Origin of the sequence: Thalassospira xianhensis MCCC 1A02616 (assembly GCF_003326475.1) — a bacterium.
Lineage (GTDB): Bacteria > Pseudomonadota > Alphaproteobacteria > Rhodospirillales > Thalassospiraceae > Thalassospira > Thalassospira xianhensis.
Window position 1 is genome coordinate 1 of the sequence record NZ_JPWA01000040.1, and the last position, 19,728, is coordinate 19,728.

General features: G+C 56.2%; 21 protein-coding genes. 16 read left to right on the forward strand and 5 right to left on the reverse strand.

Annotated elements, in window-relative coordinates; genetic code table 11:
* Together TH5_RS25700 and TH5_RS21815 are read left to right on the forward strand one after the other, a co-directional pair.
* The coding region (locus tag TH5_RS25700) for a hypothetical protein (RefSeq protein ID WP_114123650.1) at positions 1-812 on the forward strand (812 nt) is incomplete at its 5' end.
* A 98-nt stretch (positions 813-910) separates the two neighbouring features.
* The gene (locus TH5_RS21815; RefSeq protein ID WP_114109929.1) at positions 911-1,444 is read left to right on the forward strand and encodes a polysaccharide biosynthesis/export family protein; all 534 of its coding nucleotides are present in this window, start codon (positions 911-913) and stop codon (positions 1,442-1,444) included.
* Between the two features lie 42 nt (positions 1,445-1,486).
* Here TH5_RS21815 and TH5_RS21820 read toward each other — a convergent pair whose 3' ends face one another.
* From TH5_RS21820 to TH5_RS21835, 4 genes are all read right to left on the reverse strand, one after another.
* Positions 1,487-2,260, reverse strand: coding sequence for a metallophosphoesterase family protein (locus tag TH5_RS21820; RefSeq protein WP_167443627.1), 774 nt, complete (start codon positions 2,258-2,260; stop codon positions 1,487-1,489).
* Between the two features lie 83 nt (positions 2,261-2,343).
* Entirely contained in the window at positions 2,344-3,147 is an 804-nt protein-coding gene (locus TH5_RS21825) for an SH3 domain-containing protein (protein ID WP_114123652.1), read from the reverse strand.
* A 71-nt stretch (positions 3,148-3,218) separates the two neighbouring features.
* Positions 3,219-3,638, reverse strand: a complete 420-nt coding sequence (locus TH5_RS21830) for an H-NS histone family protein (RefSeq protein WP_114123653.1) — start codon at positions 3,636-3,638, stop codon at positions 3,219-3,221.
* Between the two features lie 245 nt (positions 3,639-3,883).
* Positions 3,884-5,383, reverse strand: a complete 1,500-nt coding sequence (locus TH5_RS21835) for a CoA-acylating methylmalonate-semialdehyde dehydrogenase (RefSeq protein ID WP_114123683.1) — start codon at positions 5,381-5,383, stop codon at positions 3,884-3,886.
* Positions 5,384-5,529: 146 nt separating this feature from the next.
* Here TH5_RS21835 and TH5_RS21840 point away from each other — a divergent pair, with 146 nt between their 5' ends.
* On the forward strand, positions 5,530-6,417 hold the full coding sequence (locus tag TH5_RS21840) for a LysR family transcriptional regulator (protein ID WP_114123654.1): 888 nt from the start codon (positions 5,530-5,532) through the stop codon (positions 6,415-6,417).
* Positions 6,418-6,435: 18 nt separating this feature from the next.
* Here the strand turns inward: TH5_RS21840 and TH5_RS21845 are convergent, their stop codons facing one another.
* Entirely contained in the window at positions 6,436-6,972 is a 537-nt protein-coding gene (locus TH5_RS21845) for a 4'-phosphopantetheinyl transferase family protein (protein ID WP_147250161.1), read from the reverse strand.
* 140 nt (positions 6,973-7,112) lie between these two features.
* On the opposite strand from TH5_RS21845, the gene TH5_RS21850 reads away from it, so the two are divergent.
* Genes TH5_RS21850 through TH5_RS21910 form a run of 13 tightly spaced genes read left to right on the forward strand, consistent with a single transcriptional unit; the run spans position 7,113 to position 19,723 of the window.
* Positions 7,113-7,514, forward strand: a complete 402-nt coding sequence (locus TH5_RS21850; protein ID WP_063094806.1) for a hypothetical protein — start codon at positions 7,113-7,115, stop codon at positions 7,512-7,514.
* Between the two features lie 8 nt (positions 7,515-7,522).
* Complete coding sequence (locus tag TH5_RS21855) at positions 7,523-8,281, forward strand: beta-ketoacyl synthase chain length factor (protein WP_114123656.1); 759 nt, start codon at positions 7,523-7,525, stop codon at positions 8,279-8,281.
* On the forward strand, positions 8,274-9,101 hold the full coding sequence (locus tag TH5_RS21860; protein ID WP_114123657.1) for a lysophospholipid acyltransferase family protein: 828 nt from the start codon (positions 8,274-8,276) through the stop codon (positions 9,099-9,101). Before TH5_RS21855 ends, TH5_RS21860 begins: the two co-directional genes overlap by 8 nt.
* Positions 9,076-9,339, forward strand: a complete 264-nt coding sequence (locus TH5_RS21865; RefSeq protein ID WP_007090636.1) for a phosphopantetheine-binding protein — start codon at positions 9,076-9,078, stop codon at positions 9,337-9,339. Before TH5_RS21860 ends, TH5_RS21865 begins: the two co-directional genes overlap by 26 nt.
* A 2-nt stretch (positions 9,340-9,341) precedes the next feature.
* Entirely contained in the window at positions 9,342-9,590 is a 249-nt protein-coding gene (locus TH5_RS21870) for an acyl carrier protein (protein WP_062953537.1), read from the forward strand.
* Entirely contained in the window at positions 9,571-10,170 is a 600-nt protein-coding gene (locus tag TH5_RS21875) for a COG4648 family protein (protein ID WP_114123658.1), read from the forward strand. The genes TH5_RS21870 and TH5_RS21875 overlap by 20 nt, the downstream gene beginning before the upstream one ends.
* On the forward strand, positions 10,167-11,855 hold the full coding sequence (locus tag TH5_RS21880) for an ApeI family dehydratase (RefSeq protein WP_114123659.1): 1,689 nt from the start codon (positions 10,167-10,169) through the stop codon (positions 11,853-11,855). The genes TH5_RS21875 and TH5_RS21880 overlap by 4 nt, the downstream gene beginning before the upstream one ends.
* Positions 11,852-13,573: a glycosyltransferase family 2 protein gene (locus TH5_RS21885; protein ID WP_167443628.1), complete on the forward strand. Its 1,722-nt coding sequence runs from the start codon at positions 11,852-11,854 to the stop codon at positions 13,571-13,573. Before TH5_RS21880 ends, TH5_RS21885 begins: the two co-directional genes overlap by 4 nt.
* Positions 13,566-15,128, forward strand: a complete 1,563-nt coding sequence (locus TH5_RS21890) for an HAL/PAL/TAL family ammonia-lyase (RefSeq protein WP_114123661.1) — start codon at positions 13,566-13,568, stop codon at positions 15,126-15,128. The genes TH5_RS21885 and TH5_RS21890 overlap by 8 nt, the downstream gene beginning before the upstream one ends.
* Positions 15,125-15,532, forward strand: coding sequence for an acyl-CoA thioesterase (locus TH5_RS21895; RefSeq protein ID WP_114123662.1), 408 nt, complete (start codon positions 15,125-15,127; stop codon positions 15,530-15,532). Before TH5_RS21890 ends, TH5_RS21895 begins: the two co-directional genes overlap by 4 nt.
* Positions 15,529-16,164 carry a LolA family protein gene (locus TH5_RS21900; protein WP_114123663.1) on the forward strand — a complete coding sequence of 212 codons (636 nt, stop codon included), beginning with the start codon at positions 15,529-15,531 and terminating at the stop codon, positions 16,162-16,164. Before TH5_RS21895 ends, TH5_RS21900 begins: the two co-directional genes overlap by 4 nt.
* Complete coding sequence (locus tag TH5_RS21905) at positions 16,164-18,485, forward strand: MMPL family transporter (protein WP_114123664.1); 2,322 nt, start codon at positions 16,164-16,166, stop codon at positions 18,483-18,485. The genes TH5_RS21900 and TH5_RS21905 overlap by 1 nt, the downstream gene beginning before the upstream one ends.
* Positions 18,485-19,723: an NAD(P)/FAD-dependent oxidoreductase gene (locus TH5_RS21910; RefSeq protein WP_208638515.1), complete on the forward strand. Its 1,239-nt coding sequence runs from the start codon at positions 18,485-18,487 to the stop codon at positions 19,721-19,723. Before TH5_RS21905 ends, TH5_RS21910 begins: the two co-directional genes overlap by 1 nt.
* Positions 19,724-19,728 lie beyond the last annotated feature (5 nt).

The following is a 19,728-nucleotide window of genomic DNA, read 5'->3' on the forward strand; positions in this document are numbered from 1 at the left end:
CCGGGGCACTTGCCGTGGGCGTTGCTGCCGCAGCGGCCATCGGTGTTGCGGTCGCCATCGCCAGTAACAATAACAATCCTGGTGCCACCGACGGCAGTTATCTTACTCAGGATGAAAAAGATCTGATTGACAAGGCAACGGATGCAGCATCGCTGGCAAATGCCATTCAGCAAGTCACACAAGGTCGGATGGACGGCGCTAGCAGTGCGCAGAGCACGCGTGACAGCGCAATTGCCGAGGCCGTATCACGCGCGATCAAACGCAACCCGGCAGCAGCTGCAACAATTACAACCGTCGCGATCGGCGTTGCAAACGGTTCAAATGTAAGTATCGATGAACAGGGCAACATTGTTGTGACAGTTGTTGCCGCAGCAACGGCTTCTGCACCGGATCAGGCAGGTGCCGTCACAACCGCTGCCGTCTCGGTATCGCCTGCACTGGCTGCGGCCATTGCACAATCCGCTGCAACCGCGGCCCCGGATCGCGCAGCTGATATCACAACCGCCGCAATCCGGGTTAACCCGGGCCAGGCCGCAGCAATTGCAAAAGGTGCCGCAACTGGTGCCCCCACACAGGCAGCAGCCATCACCACGGCCGCAGTTGTCGCGGCACCGACGCAATCCACCGCCATCACCAGTCAGGTTTCAAGCGTAAGTGGCGTTAATGCAGCAGCTGTCCAGCAGGCCGCAACAGCCGCCCAAACCACCCAGACCGCTTCGAACAACACCAATGACGGTCAGGATCAGGATATCGGCAACACGATCAGCGTTGTGACAGAAGAAAACCCAGTTCCGGATGCCAGCCCAAACTAACCCGGGTTTTATCTGAGGCAATGCTGGCTACTGCTCTCTATAATGCTATAATCCTTTCGGGTTCCACCCGGAGGGATTTACGTTCTAAAGGTTTTATGATGCTGCGTTCTGTCGGTTTTCTTCTGTTGGCTCTATTCGCCCTGCTGGTATCGCAGGATGTCTATGCACAACAGCCAGTCTATACTCTTGGTTCGGGCGATAAACTTCGTGTAACCGTATTTGGCGAAGAAGACCTGTCGGGGGAATTTGAGGTCAGCGGCAATGGCCAGATCTCTCTACCGCTGATCGGAGAGGTCGACGCAGGCGGCAAAAACTTGCGTGCGCTTGCCGATGTGATCGAAGACAGGCTTCAGGAAGGCTATCTCAAGGACCCGAAAGTCAGCATTGATGTCCTCAACTATCGCCCCTTCTATATTCTGGGGGAGGTCAAGGAACCAGGCAGCTATCCCTATGTCAGCGGCATGAGCGTGCTTAACGCGGTCGCCCTGGGGGGGGGGTTCACTTACCGCGCGGACAAGGAAGACATCCTGATTATCCGGGGGGGGGATGAAAGCCGCAAACCGGAAAAAGCCACACCTGAAACCGTCGTTCTGCCGGGCGATATTGTTCGCGTTGAAGAACGGTTCTTCTAAGGCGCCCTGATTTTCCCAAAAGCCCGGTCAGTACCGGGCTTTTTACATGATTGAATATTTCTTTCCCTGCAATCGCAGGCATGTCAGGCGACCACTATAATAGGCCCCTGTGTCAATCCCTATGCGGTTTGGCCGAAATTCAGGTTCATCCGTGATCGTATGACCATGCACGATAATCTTTTCAAAGCCGCCTGCATGCGTCAGGAACGGCTCCCGTATCCATCGCAGGTCTTTGGGTAACTGTTTTTCCAAAGAGCAATCCGGATTTATACCCGCATGAACAAAGCAATAATCACCAATTGTCACGGCATCCTCAAGCTGCTGCAAAAAGACCAGATGCCCGCTCTCTTCCATCCGGGATCGAAGGTCCTCGGCGACTTTTGCAAGCTTCCCGGCTGAAAGCACGCCTGCAGGCATACCAACCCCGTAACTCAGCAGCGTCTCTGCCCCCCCATAGGATAGCCAGGACGTACCTTCTTCCGGATTATCAAGAAAACGCAGCAGAAATTCTTCGTGATTGCCGATGATTTTTGTCTGTATGGCACCGGCATTGTCCATCTCCCGAATAATATCAATCACTTTGCGGCTTTCGGGACCACGGTCAATATAATCGCCCAGATAAACAATTCTTTTCGCGATACCGCTATCGACCGGGTCCCGATGAATTGCAACAAGACACTTCTCGAGAAGATCCGCCCGTCCGTGAATATCGCCGATCGCGTACACGACAATGTTATCCGGTATCGATGTTTCTCCCAGAAAGACCGATTGCGACCTTTCGTCGCCCTTTTTCTTTCTGGCAAACCAGGAAAACACTATTTCCTCCCAAAGATTTTTATATCGCCCTGCCAGATAAATCAGGCGTTCATATCGTGCCATGAACGCCTGACAGTAAAAGCCTATCTGCTTTCAACCAGGGTCATAGCGATCCAGACACTGTAAATCTTGCCATTCGGGCCCGTGTAAGAAAACAGTCCCCACCCGTCCTGCTCCTCAAGAAGCTTCAATGGCGTTGCGGACGGCATCTGAAACGCAATCTTGTAATCTGTACCCGGTCCGATACGGGCGTTAACCGTATCAGAAGTACTGTACCAGATTTTCACTTCGTCATCGGGAAGGGGAACCGTTTTTCCGCCCGCCACACTTGCGACTTCTGTCACGGCGTCCGCATCATTTGCATTCTCGGAACCCGTTTCAGCTTCTTGCGGGTCGGAGGATGTTTCTGATGCCCCGACCTTATCATCGGCAGAAAATCCGGCGGCAACCTGTTCAACGGTTTCAACAGCTCCTTCTTCTGCCGTTTCGCGTTCGTTCAGGCCCTGCGCACCCCCCGAAATTCGCTCGATCGTACGCCCGTTAATGAGCAACTCATCCAGCCGCCAGCAATAACTCTGCGGATTATCTTCACAAACATAGGTAACCCGCCCGTAAAATGGCGGAGATACATTTTCTTTGCCCAGCGTGCCGCGAAAATCCCACTCGAATTCGCCAAGCCGGTTGCCAGGTACCAGCATCGTCAAACCATATCCATGCACATCAAGGGTCGGCTTCACGGCTTCGATAATACCGGCATAAATATCAGCCGGACTTGGAGAAAACTGGCCTTCCTGCTGTTTTTCCAATTCCAGTCGATGCTGATAATAGCCCCATCCCCCTGCCCCCGCGATGGCCAGAAGGATTAAAATGAATATCAGTTTCTTCATAAACTTGAACTCAACCCGCGTGCGCAATTAGAACGTCAGTAACATCAAAAGCTTCGTCGAGGCATGCGATGCTACTTCGAAAGTTCCTGCTTGTGCGTTTCATATTTCGGGTGATCAGGGTTCAAAAACGCGACATCATTTTTGATGTCATCAACACTGATGTTTCTGTCCTCGGCAATACGCAAAACCCAGTGAATTACCCGTCCGCGGCCTGTCCAGGTTTCTTCTGCATTATCGGGATTACGGTATTTCGGTACAACCTGCTGCTTTTCTACAGCTTCACGTTCCACTACTTTGGCAACGCGGTTTTTCGATAACTCGGGATAAAGATCATAAATAGAAAGACCTGCATCAAAAAGCTTCTGATCAATCTCTCCACGCAGATCGGAAATAAACTGGGATTTACGATTTTCGACTTCTCGTTCTGCGTCTTCCATCAAACGCTTTAATTCGGCATATCCAAGCTTGGAAATATCAATCCCGCTGATCATAAAATTTCTCACCTGTCAGGTTTTATTGGTCAAAGCAAAATACTCCGACCATTCGATTTACAATTTATATCGAAATTCAGATAAAACTACAAACAGCTGACTTATCAAATCCGCGCTAAATCAAAAAAATTTCCGGAATGAAAATCTGGGTCGGTTATTCATTCCAAACCGAATTGAATAATCCGGCAGCAGCCTCTCAGAGCCACCACCGGATCATTTTAATCATCAGTCAATTCTGAAAGAGATCACTTCATCGTCGGCATGACGAATTCCGCACCCTTGCGAATGCCCGTCGGCCAGCGCGAGGTGATGGTTTTAAGACGGGTATAGAACCGCACCCCTTCCATGCCATGCATGTGGTGATCGCCAAACAGCGATGCCTTCCAGCCACCAAATGAATGGAACGCCATCGGAACCGGGATCGGCACATTGATGCCGACCATGCCAGTCTGGGTGCGGTTGGCAAATTCGCGCGCGGTGTCGCCATCGCGGGTAAAGATCGCGGTACCATTGCCATATTCATGGCTATCAACAAGATCGGCAGCAGTTTCAAAATCATCGGTCCGCACGATCGACAGGACCGGGCCGAAAATTTCTTCCTTATAGATCGTCATGTCGGGTGTGACATTGTCAAACAGGGTCCCGCCAACGAAATAGCCGTCTTCATAGCCCTGCAAACGAATGTCCCGGCCATCGACAACCAGCTTCGCACCTTCTTCGACGCCCTTGTTGATATAACCGACAACCTTGTCGCGGTGCTGCGCGGTCACAAGCGGCCCCATTTCGGCTGCCGGATCTGTCCCCGGTGCAACGCGAAGCTCGTTAATGCGCGGGACAAGCTTTTCGACCAGCGCATCGGCCGTCGCCTTGCCGACCGGCACCGCAACCGAAATCGCCATGCACCGTTCACCGGCCGATCCATATGCCGCCCCCATCAAGGCATCAACCGCCTGATCCATATCGGCATCCGGCATCACGATCATATGGTTTTTCGCACCACCCAATGCCTGGCAACGCTTGCCCTGCGCGGTCGCTGTTTCATAGATGTATTTCGCAATCGGGGTCGAACCGACAAAGCTGATCGCGCTGACATCCGGATCAAACAGCAACGCATCAACCGCTTCCTTGTCACCCTGCACAACGTTAAAAACGCCGTCCGGCAAACCGGCTTCGCTCAGCCATTCCGCCAGCAGAAGCGACGCAGACGGATCGCGTTCGGATGGTTTCAGGATGAAACAGTTGCCACATGCAAGCGCAACCGGGAACATCCACATCGGCACCATGGCCGGGAAGTTAAACGGCGTAATACCGGCCACAATGCCAAGCGGCTGACGCACGGAATGGCTGTCAACCTTGGTACCGACATTCTCGGTGAACTCGCCCTTCAAAAGCTGCGGCGCGCCGGTGGCAAATTCAACAACCTCGATCCCGCGGGTGACTTCACCCAGCGCGTCCGAAAGCACCTTGCCATGCTCGGCGGTAATGGCTGCCGCCAGTTCTTCCGAACGGCTTTCAAGAATACCCAGGAATTTGTTGAGGATACGGGCCCGGCGAAGCGGCGTGGTATTGGCCCATTCGGCGGCTACCGACCGTGCGCTTTCGACAGCACTTCGAACTTCGGCCTTGGACGCAAGGTCAACGGTTGCACTCTGCTGACCGGTGGCCGGGTTGAACACGGCCGCTGTCCGGCCGGAAGTTCCGGCGACGCGTTTGCCGTTAATGTAATGGGTGATCTGGCTGGACATTCGGCTTCTCCCGATAATCGTGATGATCTTTTGTTGCGGATCATAGAAAACCGTCCGCAAAGTAAGTCGATTATGGATATGCATATGGATGCACATCAATTACCATTATTGCAAATTCGATGTGCAAATTTTAAAGTCGATAGATCATGGATTGGGACCGCATTCGTATCTTTCTGGCCGTCGCACGACAGGGGCAAATCCTTTCGGCTGCCCGTCAGCTTGGTCTGAACCATGCCACGGTCGGTCGGCAACTCACCGCGCTTGAACAGGAACTGGGCACCAAGCTTGTCGAACGGCGCACCACCGGCTCCGAACTGACCGAGGCCGGCAAGGCCTTAATGGGTGCCGCCGAAGCCGCTGAATCCGCGTTTCTTAAAGTCGGCACCGCCTTCCCCAGCCGCGCAGAAGGCATAGCAGGCACCGTGCGCGTTGGCGTTCCCGACGGGCTTGGCAACTATTTTCTGGCCCGTGAACTCGCGGGCTTTGCCGCGGGGCATCCCGATCTGGTGATCCAGCTGGTGCCACTGCCGCGCACCTTTTCCCTGTCCCAACGCGAGGCAGACATCGCCATCACCCTTGATCGCCCCAAACAGGGGCGGCTGGTGATCAAAAAACTGACCGACTACACGCTGAGCGTCTATGCATCCCAAAGCTACATCAAAAACTATGGCGCCATCCGGTCCGAACGCGACCTGACGGATCGGCTGTTTGTCACCCATATCGAAGACCTGATTTACAGCCGCGCCCTTGATTACGCTGCACGTCTGGGCAAACTGATGAAACGGCGTTTCGAATGCGGCAGTGTCGTGGCCCAGATGGAAGCGGTGCGCAACGGGCATGGCATTGGCATCCTGCATGATTACGCCACCCATGATGTGCCCGACCTGATCCGCCTGCTGCCCGATATCCGCTTTACCCGGAATTACTGGATGCTGCTGCATCCCGATACCAAGGACACCCGCGGGGTGGCTGCGGTCGCAGACCATATCAGTCGGGTCGTACGTACCGCACGCGACCTGTTCGTTGCGAACTAGAATCTGCTTCCGGGTGTGTCAAACCCGCGCCAGCGCCCCGGAAAATTCTTCGATGGTTTCAATCGCGATCAATGTGGCCTGTGACTGCATCACCGGGTCGGTTTCGCCCGTTGCCTTGAAGGCCGCCTCGTAATCACACCAGCCCTGATAAAAATCCCGGCCATCGGCATCGCCGTCAAACAGCCATCTTGACAGGGCCTTGATATCACGCTTGGGGTCGCGATATTCGATATCGATGCCGATCATGACATCCGGGTCTTTGGCAATCGCCACCGCCACAAGGTCGCGGCTGTGGCTGATGCTGGCACAATGGATCACGCCATTGACGATCAAGCCGGGCTGCCCCGAACTTTGCCGCACGGTTTCATATGTCCCATCCCCGTCTATATCCGGCCAGACATACCGTCCAAGATCGCCCAAAATCTGCCACGCTTGGGCCGAGCTTTGGCGGCGCTTTTCCGCGCGATCCCCCTTCAGATCATCGATCCGCTGCCAGCACCATAAAACGTCGCCCCCGAACGCGGTCTTGACATCGATGATTGCGTTTTTTTTCATATATCTGGCAAGTTTTGGTTGTGTTGTTGGCGACGGCTTCATTAAATCAGGGACGTCTGCCCGGCTCGGGCAATAAAAACGCGATAATTGATCCGATCAACCGGATCAATCGGATAATATCAATAAAAGGCAGGTTGGATATGCGCAGTTTGAAATTTGCAGTCGTCGGTTTGCTGGCACTTGTTGTTGCCGCGTGCCGCACCGCCCCGGTTCAGAATGTCAGCAGTCAGCCCTTCCCGGCTGATGCGTCAAAACTCAGCATGGCACAGATCGAAGAAAGCATCATCAAGGCCGCTGGCGAACGTGAATGGATCGTTCAGCGCAAGGCCGAAGGTGAACTGATCGCGACCTATTCTCCGCGTGATCATCTGGCCAAGGTTGAAATCGATTTTGACCAGTCCGAATTTTCCATTTCCTATGTCGACAGCACCAATCTGAACTATGATGGCACTTCGATCCATTATAATTACAATCGCTGGGTCAACAATCTGAGACAGGATATCTTGCGCGAGGTATCGGCAAAGGCCGTACTCGCGAACTAGGTTTGGATATGAGTTTGCTGCACGCCAGAATTTCGCACTGGGCGTTCTGGGAAGACCGCGATGATCGCGCGGTCCTGAAATCCGGAACAGCCGGGCATACCGAAATCCCGCATACCGCAATCCCGATTGACGATATGACCGGAGCCAATCTGGCGCGCAGCCTCAAACCCGTCTGGCGGCGGCGCCTGGACCTCTATGGTCGCGCCGCCGCCGAGGTGCTCGGCCACACCATCCGTGATGGCGATAATCCGCATATCGTTTTTGCCTCCCGCCACGGCAATATTGATCGCACGCTGAAACTCCTCCATCAGGTCGCAACAAACGAAACCCTCTCCCCCGCCGATTTCAGCATGTCGGTGCATAACGCGCTTGTCGGCGTTGCCTCGATCAACTGGTCGATCACCCAAAGCCACACCGCAATCTCGGCCGGGAATGACAGCCTGATCGCAGCGCTCACCGAAACATTATGCCAACTCACCAGCGAAGATGGCCCGGTCATCCTGTGCTATGTCGATCTGCCGCTGCCCGGCATCTATCAGGATCAGGACCCGGACGACATTTCCGGCACCGCCCTTGCCATCCGCTTTGACCAGCCATCGGAACCAGATGGCAAAATGTTCTGGTTCGATCCGATCCCCGATCATGATCCCGCCGTTCAGCCCCACCGGCAGGCACGCGCGATTGCCGCCTGTCTGGGGGCATCGTCAAAAGCCGGCCTGAACCTGCCGGGTCAATCCGGTGGCTGGGCAATGCAACCGCATGGCTGAAACACGGGAACGGCCGACAACGCCGTCAAAGGGCTTTAACTGGTACTGGCGATTGCTGGCGACCGGGTTTGCCTTTTCGGCGTTTGGTCTGGGCGGGCTTTTGATGGCCATCACCATCTTCCCGGCCATGATGATCATCCTGCGCAACCGCGCCAAACGCCGCAATTACGCCCAGTTTGTCATCTGTCGCGGTTTTCGTGTTTTCACATGGATGCTTGATGTCACCGGCGTGGCCGTCGCCCAGACCGAAAATATCGAACATCTGCGATCCGCGCGTGGTGCACTGATCATCGCCAATCACCCGACCCTGCTTGATGTCGTGATGATCCTGGCCCAGATGGATCGCTGCCAGTGTGTCGTCAAACACGAACTGTTTCGTAATCCGTTCATGGCCGGTGTGGTACGTGCGGCCGGTTTCATTCGCAATAATGATGATCCCGAAAACCTGATTTCACAGGCGCGCGATCATCTCGCAAACGGTGCCTGTATCCTGATTTTCCCCGAAGGCACGCGCACACCCAGCCGCCGCAAACTGGGCCAATTGCAACGCGGGGTAGCGAATATCGCGATAGAAACACAAGTCGACTTGATTCCTGTGGTTGTGCACTGTAATCACGATACCCTGAAAAAGGGGGTACCGTGGTATCGCATTCCGCCGTCGAAAATCCGTTTTCGCCTCGTGGTCGATGCACCGCTATCATTTGGGGACATTGCTGATCCGACATTAAGCCGTGCCAGACAGGCGCGTTTGCTGACCCGGATCATCAAAGATTATTATCTGGACAGACTGACGCATGACTTCGCTGGAAACAGAACTTAAAGCCTTCATTATCGAGACGCTTAATCTCGAAGACATAAGTGTCGAGGATATCGACAGCGAAGAAGCCCTGTTTGTCGACGGGCTGGGCCTTGATTCCATCGATGCCCTTGAACTTGGCGTTGCGATCCAGAAAAAATACGATGTCCGGATTGATGCCAAGAACGAAGATGTCAAAACCCATTTTGCATCGGTGCGCAATCTGGCGAAATTCATTCAGGCATCGGGCAAGGAGGGGTAATCATGCAAAGTCGCCAGGACGTTTATCAGCAGCTTCACGATTACCTTGTTGAACTTTTCGAAGTCCCGTCCGAGGATATCACCCCGGACGCCCGCCTGTTCGAAGACCTTGACCTCGACAGCATTGATGCCGTCGACCTGATCGTCAAATTCCAGGAAATCACCGGCAAGAAAATCCCGGCCATGGAATTCCGGTCTGTCCGCACCGTCGATGACGTCGTCGAGAAGATCCATGACCTGGTCAGTTCCTAAACGGATCGCGACCATCCTGCTTGCCATACTGGGTATCATCTATCCGGTTCTGGTTTATTTCGGACTGACGGTTTTTTCCCCGCAGATCATCCTGATCGGGCTTCTGATCCTCGTTCTGTTGCGTGCTGCTTCATTTGCGTTGCAAAAGCGTTATGGGGCGGCGGGTCTTGCGGTTCTGGTCGCAGTCATTGTCGCCGCAGGCGGAATCGCAAGCGAACTGGTTGCCATCCGGTTTTATCCGGTGATCGTCAGCCTGACCATGGGCACGATTTTTACCGTCACGCTGTTTACCGAACGCCCAATGGTCGAGCGCCTCGCCCGGCTTAAAATGCCTGATCTTGATGCCTATTCGGTTGCCTATACGCGCAAACTGACCAAAGTCTGGATCGGATTTTTCGCGCTCAACGCGATGATTGCCACATGGACGGCACTTTATGCGAGTATGGAAATCTGGACGCTTTATAATGGGCTTCTGTCCTATGGCCTGATCGGCATCCTGTTCATTGGCGAATGGCCGGTCCGCCGTTTCTTGCGCGCCCGCCATGATCGCAAAACCGGAAACAATATCGAAACCCCATGACCGGCTTTATCGCAAACCTGCATGATCCGAAAAACGCCGCCACCGCCCTTTGCGTCGAAGGCGGCCGGGTCTTCTGTGCGGGTGATATTCTGGCCGATATCGACCGGCTTTGCCCCACCTTGTGCCAGTCTTCGCGCATCGCCATCCATTGCCAGTCGGCCCGTCTGTTCCTGATTGCGATCACCGCGGCATGGCGGGCGGGGGCCACCGTGATTTTCCCGGCAACCGACCGCCCCGCCTATCTTGATGGTATCAGCAACCAGTTCGATCTGTATCTGGATGACGCCGCGATCCGCGAAAGACTTGCCTCGGCCACTGCGACCAATACCGGCAGCCACATGACATTGCCCGCCGCATCGGACTGCCGGGCGGTGTTCTTTACCTCCGGCTCGACCGCGGAACCCAAACCGATCCCTAAAACACTGGCCCTGATCGAAGCCGAAATCACCATACAGGAACCGCTTTGGCAGAAGCACATTCCAAACGGTGCGCGAATTGTCGGGCTGGTATCGCATCAACATATCTATGGCCTGATTTTCCGCATCGTCTGGCCGGTGATGACCGGGCGCATCTTTACCGCCGATCCCGCCCCCTATTGGGAAATGATGCAGGGCGATATCGGGGCGGGCGATGTCCTGATCACAAGCCCCGCACATCTTAAAAACCTGCATCCCGATCTGGCAGATGTGCCGCGCCCATCGCTGATCTTTTCATCGGGTGGCCCGCTTGATCTTGCCGCCGCAACCGAAACCACCGCCATGCTCGGCACCTGTCCGACCGAAATTTACGGCAGCACCGAAACCGGTGGCATCGCCCATCGCCAGCAGACCGGCGATGACTGCCCGTGGCGTCCCCTGCCGGGGGTCAAAGTGGCGCTGAATGATTCCGGATGCCTGCGCGTGCGTGCCGCCCATATTGCAGGCGATGACTGGTATCAGACCGAAGACATCGCCGTGATTGATGACGCAACCGGCACCTTCACCCTGCATGGCCGGGCCGACCGGGTGGTCAAGGTCGAAGGCAAACGCATTTCGCTGGGTGCTGTCGAACGCCATCTGCGCCAAAGTCATCTGGTCGAAGACGCCCTTGCACTCATCCCCGATGAAAATGACCGACGCCTCGGCGTGGTCGCCGTCCTGTCGCCCGCGGGCCGCGAAATGCTGTCCGATATTGGGCGGTTTCGCATGGGGCGGCAATTGCGGCGTGAAATCGCAAAATTCGAAGACGACGCTGCTTTGCCGCAACGTTGGCGCTTTGTCGATCGGTTACCATCCGACAGTCAGGGCAAACGCCCGCTTCATTTGCTGCGCGCGCTTTTTGCCGATATGGAACCCGTGACACCTGAAATCGTTATACAAAATCGCGATGATGACCTCGTCAATCTGGCGCTGCACCTGCCCAAGGATCTGTTTTATTTCCGTGGCCATTTTCCAGGCATGCCGATCCTGCCCGGCGTGGTGCAACTGCACTGGGCCGTGGATCAGGCCGCAGCGCTTTTTGACGTACCGGTCACCATCGGCGAAGTGACACAACTTAAATACCGAAAGCCGATCACACCCGGATCGACCGTGATGCTGGAACTTGATTGCGACCGCGACAAAGCAAAAATCAAATTCCGTTATCATTCCGACGCCGAAGGCGATCACAGCTCCGGTATTCTGAAATGGCGCGAGGCTGCCTCATGAAAATCTGTGCCGTCATCCCCACCCATAACCATCATGATGTCCTGGCTGATGTCGTGGCGCGCATCCGCGAATATGATCTGCCGGTGATCATCATTGATGACGGCTCGAACGTGCAAACGCATGATGTTGTGGCAGCCCTGCACGATCCCGAAAACGGGGTTACCTGTCAGCATCTCGATGAAAATGGCGGCAAGGGTGTGGCGGTGATGGCGGGCCTTGCCATGGCTGAACGCGCCGGTTTCACCCACGCCATTCAGGTCGATGCCGACGGGCAGCACAATCTTGACCGGATCGAAGAAATGATCCGCATCGCCCGCGAAGACCCGGCTGCCCTCATCACCGGCCTTCCGGTCTATGACGACAGCATCCCGGAAAAACGCCGCATCGGGCGCTGGATTTCCCATGTCTGGGTCTGGATCGAAACATTATCGACCCATATCCGCGACAGCATGTGCGGCTTTCGCGTGTATCCGGTATCCGAAAGCCTCGCGGTCTGGCGCGAAGAAGGCTGCGGCCATAAAATGGATTTCGACACCGAACTGATGGTGCGCCTTTACTGGCGCGGTGTCCCGATCCATCACGTTCCGACCGAAGTCACATATCCCGAAAACAACACATCGAACTTCCGCATGTGGAAGGACAATGTCCTGATCAGTTGGATGCACACCCGGCTGTTCTTTGGCATGCTGGTGCGCCTGCCGGGCTTTATCGCGCGTGGCGGTCACTTCGGGCAGAAACACCGCACCGGTATTGATCCCGAAAAACATCCTGAAACCGGGGGAAAATCCGCCCGGCACTGGTCGGAAATTGATGAACGCGGCATGTATTGGGGCATCCGGTTCCTTGGCATGGTTTACCGTTATGGCGGGCGGCGACTTTGCATGGTGGTGATGTTTCCGATCATTGCCTATTTCTTTGCCACCGGGCGGATTGCAAGGCGGGCTTCGCAGGATTTCCTGACCCGGATTGCCGCCATCACCGGCCACCCCAAACCGGGCCTGCGTGACAGTTTCCGCCATTTCATGAATTTCGGCGAAAGCGCGCTGGATAAGATCGCCGCATGGTCAGGCGAATTGAAGATCGATGATCTTGACCTGCCCGATCACGCCGAAAGCCTGTTTGACTATATGCCGCGTGATCAGGCCGTCATCCTGTTCGTATCCCATTTCGGCAATATCGAACTGGTCAGGGCGATTGCCAGCCGCGACCGCGATTTTCGTGTCAATGTGCTATTGCATCAAAAAAACGCTGCCCGCTTTGGCCGTGTCCTGCAAAAATTCGCCCCCGAAAGCCAAGTTGATCTGATCGAGGTCACCGAAATCGGCCCCGATACCGCGATGCTGCTGCGTGAAAAGGTCGAACGCGGCGAATGGATCGTGATTGCGGCTGACCGCGTTGCCATTGGTGCGCGTGATAAATCGGTAAGTGTCCCGTTTCTGGGCGATCCGGCTCCGTTCCCGCAGGGGCCGTTTGTTCTGGCCCATCTGCTGCAATGCCCGGTTTACATGGCCGCCGCATGGCGCAACGGAAACCGGTTTGAAATCGCGTGGGAAAAACTGGCCGATAAAATAACCCTGCCGCGTGCCAACCGGGTCGGTAAAATCACCGAATATGCCGAACAATATGCAGGCTGGCTTGAAAAGCTTGTTGTGACGCGGCCGCTGCAATGGTTCAATTTCTATGACTTCTGGGCGAATAAAAAGGACAACAATGAATAACAGCCGCACCACTGTCCTGTTTGGCGAGGAAAACCTGCGCATCGAAGATATCGTTGCCCTTGCCGAACAACGCGCCCTGCCCGTCCTCTCATCCGACCCGGAGTTCACCAGCCGCATTCAGGCCGGGGCCGATTTCCTTGATCGGGAATTGCGCGATCACGGCCATATCTATGGTGTCACCACCGGCTATGGCGATTCCGTATCGCGCCGTGTGCCGCCCGAGCTGGTCGCCGAACTGCCGCTTCATCTCAGCCGGTTTCACGGTTGCGGCCTTGGCGATATCCTCAGGCCCGATCAGGCGCGCGCCGTCCTTGCCGTCCGCCTTGCATCGCTGTGCACCGGCTATTCCGGCGTCAGCCTTGATCTTTTGCGCCAGCTTGCCGGTCTTCTCGAACATGACATCACGCCGCTTATCCCCGAAGAAGGATCGGTCGGCGCCAGCGGCGATCTGACCCCGCTTTCCTATGTGGCTGCCGCCCTGATCGGTGAACGCGACGTGCTGTATCGCGGCCAGAAAATGACCGCCCTTGATGCGCTTGGCGCGTCCGGGTTAACGCCGTTAACGCTGCGTCCCAAGGAAGCATTGGCGATCATGAATGGCACATCGGTCATGACCGCCATGATGTGTCAGGCCTTTATGCGTGCGGATTACCTCTGCCGCCTGACCGCACGCATCACAGCACTTGCCTCTATCGGGTTGCTCGGCAATCCGGCCCATTTTGACAAACGCCTGTTTGCTGCAAAACCCCATCCGGGGCAGGCCCGCATTGCGTCCTTTATCGAAACCGACCTTGCCGATCTGGGCGCGGATTATGCCCCCGCCCGCTTGCAGGATCGTTATTCGCTGCGCTGTGCACCGCATGTCATCGGTGTTCTTGCCGACATGATGCCGACCTTCCGCGCGACGCTCGAAACCGAGCTTAACAGTGCGAATGACAACCCCCTGATCGATGTCGAAGGCGAAACCATCCTGCATGGCGGTCATTTCTATGGCGGGCATGTTGCCTTTGTCGCCGATGGCATGAAAACCCTGATCGCCAATCTCGCTGACCTGATGGACCGGCAGATGGCGCTTCTGGTCGATACCAAATTCAATCATGGCCTGCCATCGAACCTGTCGGGGTCGGATGCCGATCGCGCTTCGATCAATCATGGGCTGAAGGCCGTGCAGATCGGCGTTTCCGCCTGGACGGCAGAGGCATTGAAAAACACCATGCCCGCCAGCGTCTTTTCCCGTTCGACCGAATGCCATAACCAGGACAAGGTCAGCATGGGAACGATTGCCGCCCGTGATTGCCTGCGCATCCTGCAACTGACCGAACAGGTCGCGGCTGCCAACCTGATTGCCGTCAAACAGGCGATCACGCTGCGCCTTAAAAACGGCGATCTCAAAACCAATCAGCTTGGCAGTGATATCACCGCCTTCCTTGATGCGCTTGGCAACGACATCCCGTTCATCGCCGAAGACCAGCCGCTTGAATCCACACTCCGCCTTCTGATCGGCCGCATTCAATCGCGTCACTGGGCGCTTTATGACGGGGGTCTGGCATCATGATCAGTGCGTCGGTCACCGAAACGGTTCAGTTCTATCACCTTGATCCGATGAATGTCGTCTGGCACGGCAATTACGTGCAGTTCTTTGAAAATGCCCGCTGCGCGCTGCTGGATCGGATCGACTACAATTATCCGCAAATGGATGCGTCGGGCTATGTCTGGCCGGTGGTGGATATGCGGGTCAAATATGTCCGCCCTTGCACCTTCGGGCAAAACATCACGATCACCGCGACGCTTCGCGAATATGAAAACCGGCTTAAAATCGACTATCTGGTCAGCGACAGCAAAACCGGTGAAAAACTGACCAAGGGCTTCACCATTCAGGTCGCGGTCGAAAAATCCAGCGGCGAAATGCTCTATCGCAGCCCCGATTTCTTCATCGCAAAGATGGAGGCCCTTGTTTGATCCCGATCCGCCGCCTGATCGCATCCGTCGCAACCGTCGCCCTGCTGACTTCCAGTATGACCGGCACCGCACGGGCGGATGATATTCCGGCCCCGGCCACCATCGGCACCGAACAATATCTCGGCGGCTCCTTCACCATGGACCGCCATCTTGACGGCTTTGATAAACCGCTCACCTCGAACGGCGATTTCGTCCTGTCCCCGACCAAGGGACTGGTCTGGCGCACCCTTGCCCCCTTCCCCGGCACCACGATCCTTGATGATCACGGCATCACCCGGATCGATGATCAGGGCAACCGCGATGAACTCGCCCGCGGTGATCAGTTCCGCCAGTTTGTCGAATTGATTTCAGCCGTCCTTGCCGGAAACTGGCAACCGCTGGAACAGCATTTTGACATCGCGAGGGACACAACCGAAAGTAACGCATGGCAGGTCATCCTGACGCCAAAGGACGGCAGCACCATCCAAAACCAGATCAGCAAAATCACCGCCACCGGTACCGATTTTGTCGAAAATGTCCGACTGGAAAAACCGGCGGGCGATCATGATGCCATTGCGCTTTCCGGTCAGTCATTGCAAAGCCTGCCGCTGCCGCCCGAATTTGCCAACTTACTGACCGGCGCGGGTCAGTAATGGCATTGCGCGCAATCCTCTGGGCCCTGTGCCTGATCGCGATGGCGGCTTTTGCCACTTGGCAATTGCGCGGCGGCCATACCGGGATCGATGCCGATATCCTGTCGCTGATCGGGCAGGAAAATGCAGACCCAAACGGCCCGCAAAGCGACATCGCCACCGTCCGTCATCTGCTGGCAAATGATGGTCGGCAGGCGATCTTCATGCTCTCGCATTCTGACCGAGACACACTTGAAACCGCCGCCACTGATTTCGCGGACCGGATCGCCGCCCTTGATGGCACGCAGGCCATCACCCTTCCCGGTCACAACAATGATCGCTTTGCCGATCTGATGGCGCTTTATAGCCCGCACGCCAACAGCCTGCTATCCCCCTCTGATCGCGAAGAACTGACAGATGGCAACGCCGAAACCCTTTATCGCCGCGCCATCCAGAACCTCTATTCCCCGGCAACGACCCTAAGCAGCCAGTCGCTAAAACAGGACCCGTTCGCCCTTCTGCCCGCCTTCCTGTCTGACCTTGGTGCAAAGCTTGGCACCGGCAATGACGTAATCGCGCAGGGCGGGCAATTTTACCTGCCGGTGATGGCAAGCCTGTCACCCGATCTGCGAAGCTCTGGCAACGATCAACGCTGGGTTACCGGGGCCAACGCCGCCCTGCAATCCATCACCGATGCCACCCCCGGCCTAAGCGTTGCCAAAACCGGCCAGATTTTCTTTGCCGTGGCGGAAGCCAGCCGTGCGCAATCCGATGTGCAACGCATCGCGATCATCGCGACCATCGGTATCCTTGTGATGATCGGGCTGGTGTTCTACTCCCCCCTCCCGCTTTTCGGTGCGCTTCTGGTCGTCGGCAGCGGCCTTCTGGCGGGCCTTGCCGCCGTGGTCGCGATCTTCCCGGCGATCCATGCGATTGCACTAGTGTTTGGCGCGACCATGATCGGCATTTCGGTCGATTATGCCCTGCATTACCTTGTGCTCCGCTCCGATGCCGGGTCGCCAGTTGATCGGCTGCGTAAAATCAGACCGGGGCTAAGCCTTGGCCTTCTGACATCCGTGATCGGCTTTGGCGCGCTGTCGTTAAGCCCCACGCAATTGCTGTCCCAGATCGCGGTTTATTCGGTTGCCGGTCTGGTGGCCGCCTATTGTTCCGTGCTGTTCCTGCTGCCCCTGATCCCGGCCCGCGATGTCCGGCCATCCTCGCCGATCCTCAAACTCCATGACGGGTTGCAAGCTATCCTTGGCAAAACATTCGCCCCGATCCGCGTGCGGCTGATCGCAAGTGCCGCGATCATCATCACACTTGCCCTTTCGGCCTTCCTGATCCCCGGCAATAACGATATCCGTCAGTTCGGCCACGGCAATGACGCGCTGATATCAGACGCCGGTAAAATCGCCGATATCCTTGGCCTTGGCGGCAGCCCCGTCTTCATCCGCATTGATGGCACCAATCCGCAAGACCGTCTTGAAACCGGCGAAGCGGTGCGCGATGCCCTGACACCGCTGATCGCCGATAACCGGCTTGGCGGCATGATCGGCCTGTCCGATCTGATCCCGTCCATCACCCGGCAAACCGAAAACCGCGATCTGGTCACAACCGGCCTTTATGATCGCTTTGGCACCGCCCTGTCCGATCAATTGCCGGTCACTATCACCGCGCCGGATAAGGCCGCCGATTACCTCATCCCCGATGACAACACGGCAAGGGCATTGCCCGAAATCGCCCGCCTGCATTCCAACGGTTCGGACATCATCCGGCTTCGCAACGCCACCGATATTGACGCCATCAGCACCGCCCTTGGCGATATCGAAAACGTCACCCTGATCAACCCGCCCATCGCGATCAGCAACCAGTTTGCCGCCTATCGCCTGTGGGCATGGATTGCCTTGGGGGGCGCGCTTTGTGTTGCCGCCATCCTTGCCGTTCTGCGATACGGGCTTAGCACCGGCATCTGCGTTTTTGCCGCCCCCGCCGGGGCGATCCTGTTTGCCGTGCTGGGCGGTTATGCCTTTGGCATCGCCCAAAGCTTCTTTACCACCATGGCGCTGTTTCTGGTCTTTGCCATTGGCGCGGATTACGTGCTGTTTCTGGCCGAAAGCCGCAACGGTCCACATGATGACGACACCCGCCTTGCGGTGTTGCTGTCGCTGATCAGCAGCGTGCTGGCCTTTGGCCTGCTTGCCACATCATCCGTGCCGCTGGTGCGCGATATCGGATCGGTGATTGCAATCGGCCTGATCGGGGCGTGGTTCCTGGCCTTCTGGATGACCGCACCAACGAAGAATAACACCCAAACCCAAAACCAGCGGGGACAGGAATAGTGAGACCCGATTGCGATATCGCCATCATCGGTGCCGGGCCTGCCGGATCGGTCATTGCCAAATTCCTCCATGATGCCGGCATGGCTGTTACCGTGCTCGAAGCCGAAACATTCCCGCGCTTCGTGATTGGCGAAAGCCTGCTGCCCAACTGCATGAATGTGCTGGAACGCGCCGGGCTTCTGGATGCCGTGACCGATGCCGGGTTCCAGTTTAAAAACGGTGCCGTCTTCGAATGCGGCCCCCAATATATGTCGATTGATTTCCGCCAGAATTTCGAACCAGCCGATTGCTGGGGCACCACGTTTCAGGTCAAACGTGCCCGCTTTGACCAGATTCTCGCAACCGAAACCGCCCGCGCCGGGGTCGATATCCGCTTTGGCCATCGCGTCACGTCGGCACATCTTTCAGACGGTGATTGTCGCCTTGGCTTTACCGATGAAAACGGCAATCCCGGTGAACTGCGCGCCGGGTTCGTGGTCGACGCCAGCGGCTATGGCCGCGTCCTTCCCCGGATGCTCGGCCTTGCCCGGCCCGGCAAGTCGATTGAACGCCGTGCCCTCTTCACCCATATGCGCGATCACATCACCGATCCCGGCTATGACCGCGAAAAAATCCTGATCACGGTGCATCCGACCCGTCATGAAATCTGGTACTGGCTGATCCCGTTTTCCGATGGCACCGCGTCCGTTGGTACGATATATCCCGACAACGATCCGGCCTTTGCCGGCATGTCTGATCAGGACATTTTCAATCAGCTGATCAATGACACACGTCTCGGAAGCCTTCTGGCCAACGCCGAACCGATCCGCGATCTCAATTCCATCGCCGGATATAGCGCGCAGTCGGAAAAACTTTTTGGCGATGGTTATGTGCTGCTCGGCAATTCGGCGGGCTTCCTTGATCCGGTCTTTTCATCGGGGGTCACCATTGCCCTGCATTCCGCCGAACTGGCCGCCAAGGCCTTGATCGCGCGTCATAATGGCAATGCTGTCGACTGGAACATGGATTTCGCCGAACCGCTGTCAAAGGGGGTCGATACGTTCCGGGCTTACGTCGATGCATGGTATGACGGACGGTTACAGACGATTATTTTCAATCAGCCCGATGACGATTCACAACTGAAACGTATGGTCGTTTCGATCCTTGCAGGTTATGCATGGAATATGGAAAACCCGCTGGTCGCCAAAACCGAACGCTATCTTGAGATGTTGCACGATCTATGCGCTCCGTCGTCGTAAAAACC

Coding starts and splice junctions, on each gene's coding strand:
- TH5_RS21815 (WP_114109929.1), top strand. CDS start 911: ATGCTGCGTTCTGTCGGTTTTCTTCTGTTGGCTCTATTCGCCCTGCTG.
- TH5_RS21825 (WP_114123652.1), bottom strand. CDS start 3,147: ATGAAGAAACTGATATTCATTTTAATCCTTCTGGCCATCGCGGGGGCA.
- TH5_RS21830 (WP_114123653.1), bottom strand. CDS start 3,638: ATGATCAGCGGGATTGATATTTCCAAGCTTGGATATGCCGAATTAAAG.
- TH5_RS21835 (WP_114123683.1), bottom strand. CDS start 5,383: ATGTCCAGCCAGATCACCCATTACATTAACGGCAAACGCGTCGCCGGA.
- TH5_RS21840 (WP_114123654.1), top strand. CDS start 5,530: ATGGATTGGGACCGCATTCGTATCTTTCTGGCCGTCGCACGACAGGGG.
- TH5_RS21845 (WP_147250161.1), bottom strand. CDS start 6,972: ATGAAAAAAAACGCAATCATCGATGTCAAGACCGCGTTCGGGGGCGAC.
- TH5_RS21850 (WP_063094806.1), top strand. CDS start 7,113: ATGCGCAGTTTGAAATTTGCAGTCGTCGGTTTGCTGGCACTTGTTGTT.
- TH5_RS21855 (WP_114123656.1), top strand. CDS start 7,523: ATGAGTTTGCTGCACGCCAGAATTTCGCACTGGGCGTTCTGGGAAGAC.
- TH5_RS21860 (WP_114123657.1), top strand. CDS start 8,274: ATGGCTGAAACACGGGAACGGCCGACAACGCCGTCAAAGGGCTTTAAC.
- TH5_RS21865 (WP_007090636.1), top strand. CDS start 9,076: ATGACTTCGCTGGAAACAGAACTTAAAGCCTTCATTATCGAGACGCTT.
- TH5_RS21870 (WP_062953537.1), top strand. CDS start 9,342: ATGCAAAGTCGCCAGGACGTTTATCAGCAGCTTCACGATTACCTTGTT.
- TH5_RS21875 (WP_114123658.1), top strand. CDS start 9,571: ATGACCTGGTCAGTTCCTAAACGGATCGCGACCATCCTGCTTGCCATA.
- TH5_RS21880 (WP_114123659.1), top strand. CDS start 10,167: ATGACCGGCTTTATCGCAAACCTGCATGATCCGAAAAACGCCGCCACC.
- TH5_RS21885 (WP_167443628.1), top strand. CDS start 11,852: ATGAAAATCTGTGCCGTCATCCCCACCCATAACCATCATGATGTCCTG.
- TH5_RS21890 (WP_114123661.1), top strand. CDS start 13,566: ATGAATAACAGCCGCACCACTGTCCTGTTTGGCGAGGAAAACCTGCGC.
- TH5_RS21895 (WP_114123662.1), top strand. CDS start 15,125: ATGATCAGTGCGTCGGTCACCGAAACGGTTCAGTTCTATCACCTTGAT.
- TH5_RS21905 (WP_114123664.1), top strand. CDS start 16,164: ATGGCATTGCGCGCAATCCTCTGGGCCCTGTGCCTGATCGCGATGGCG.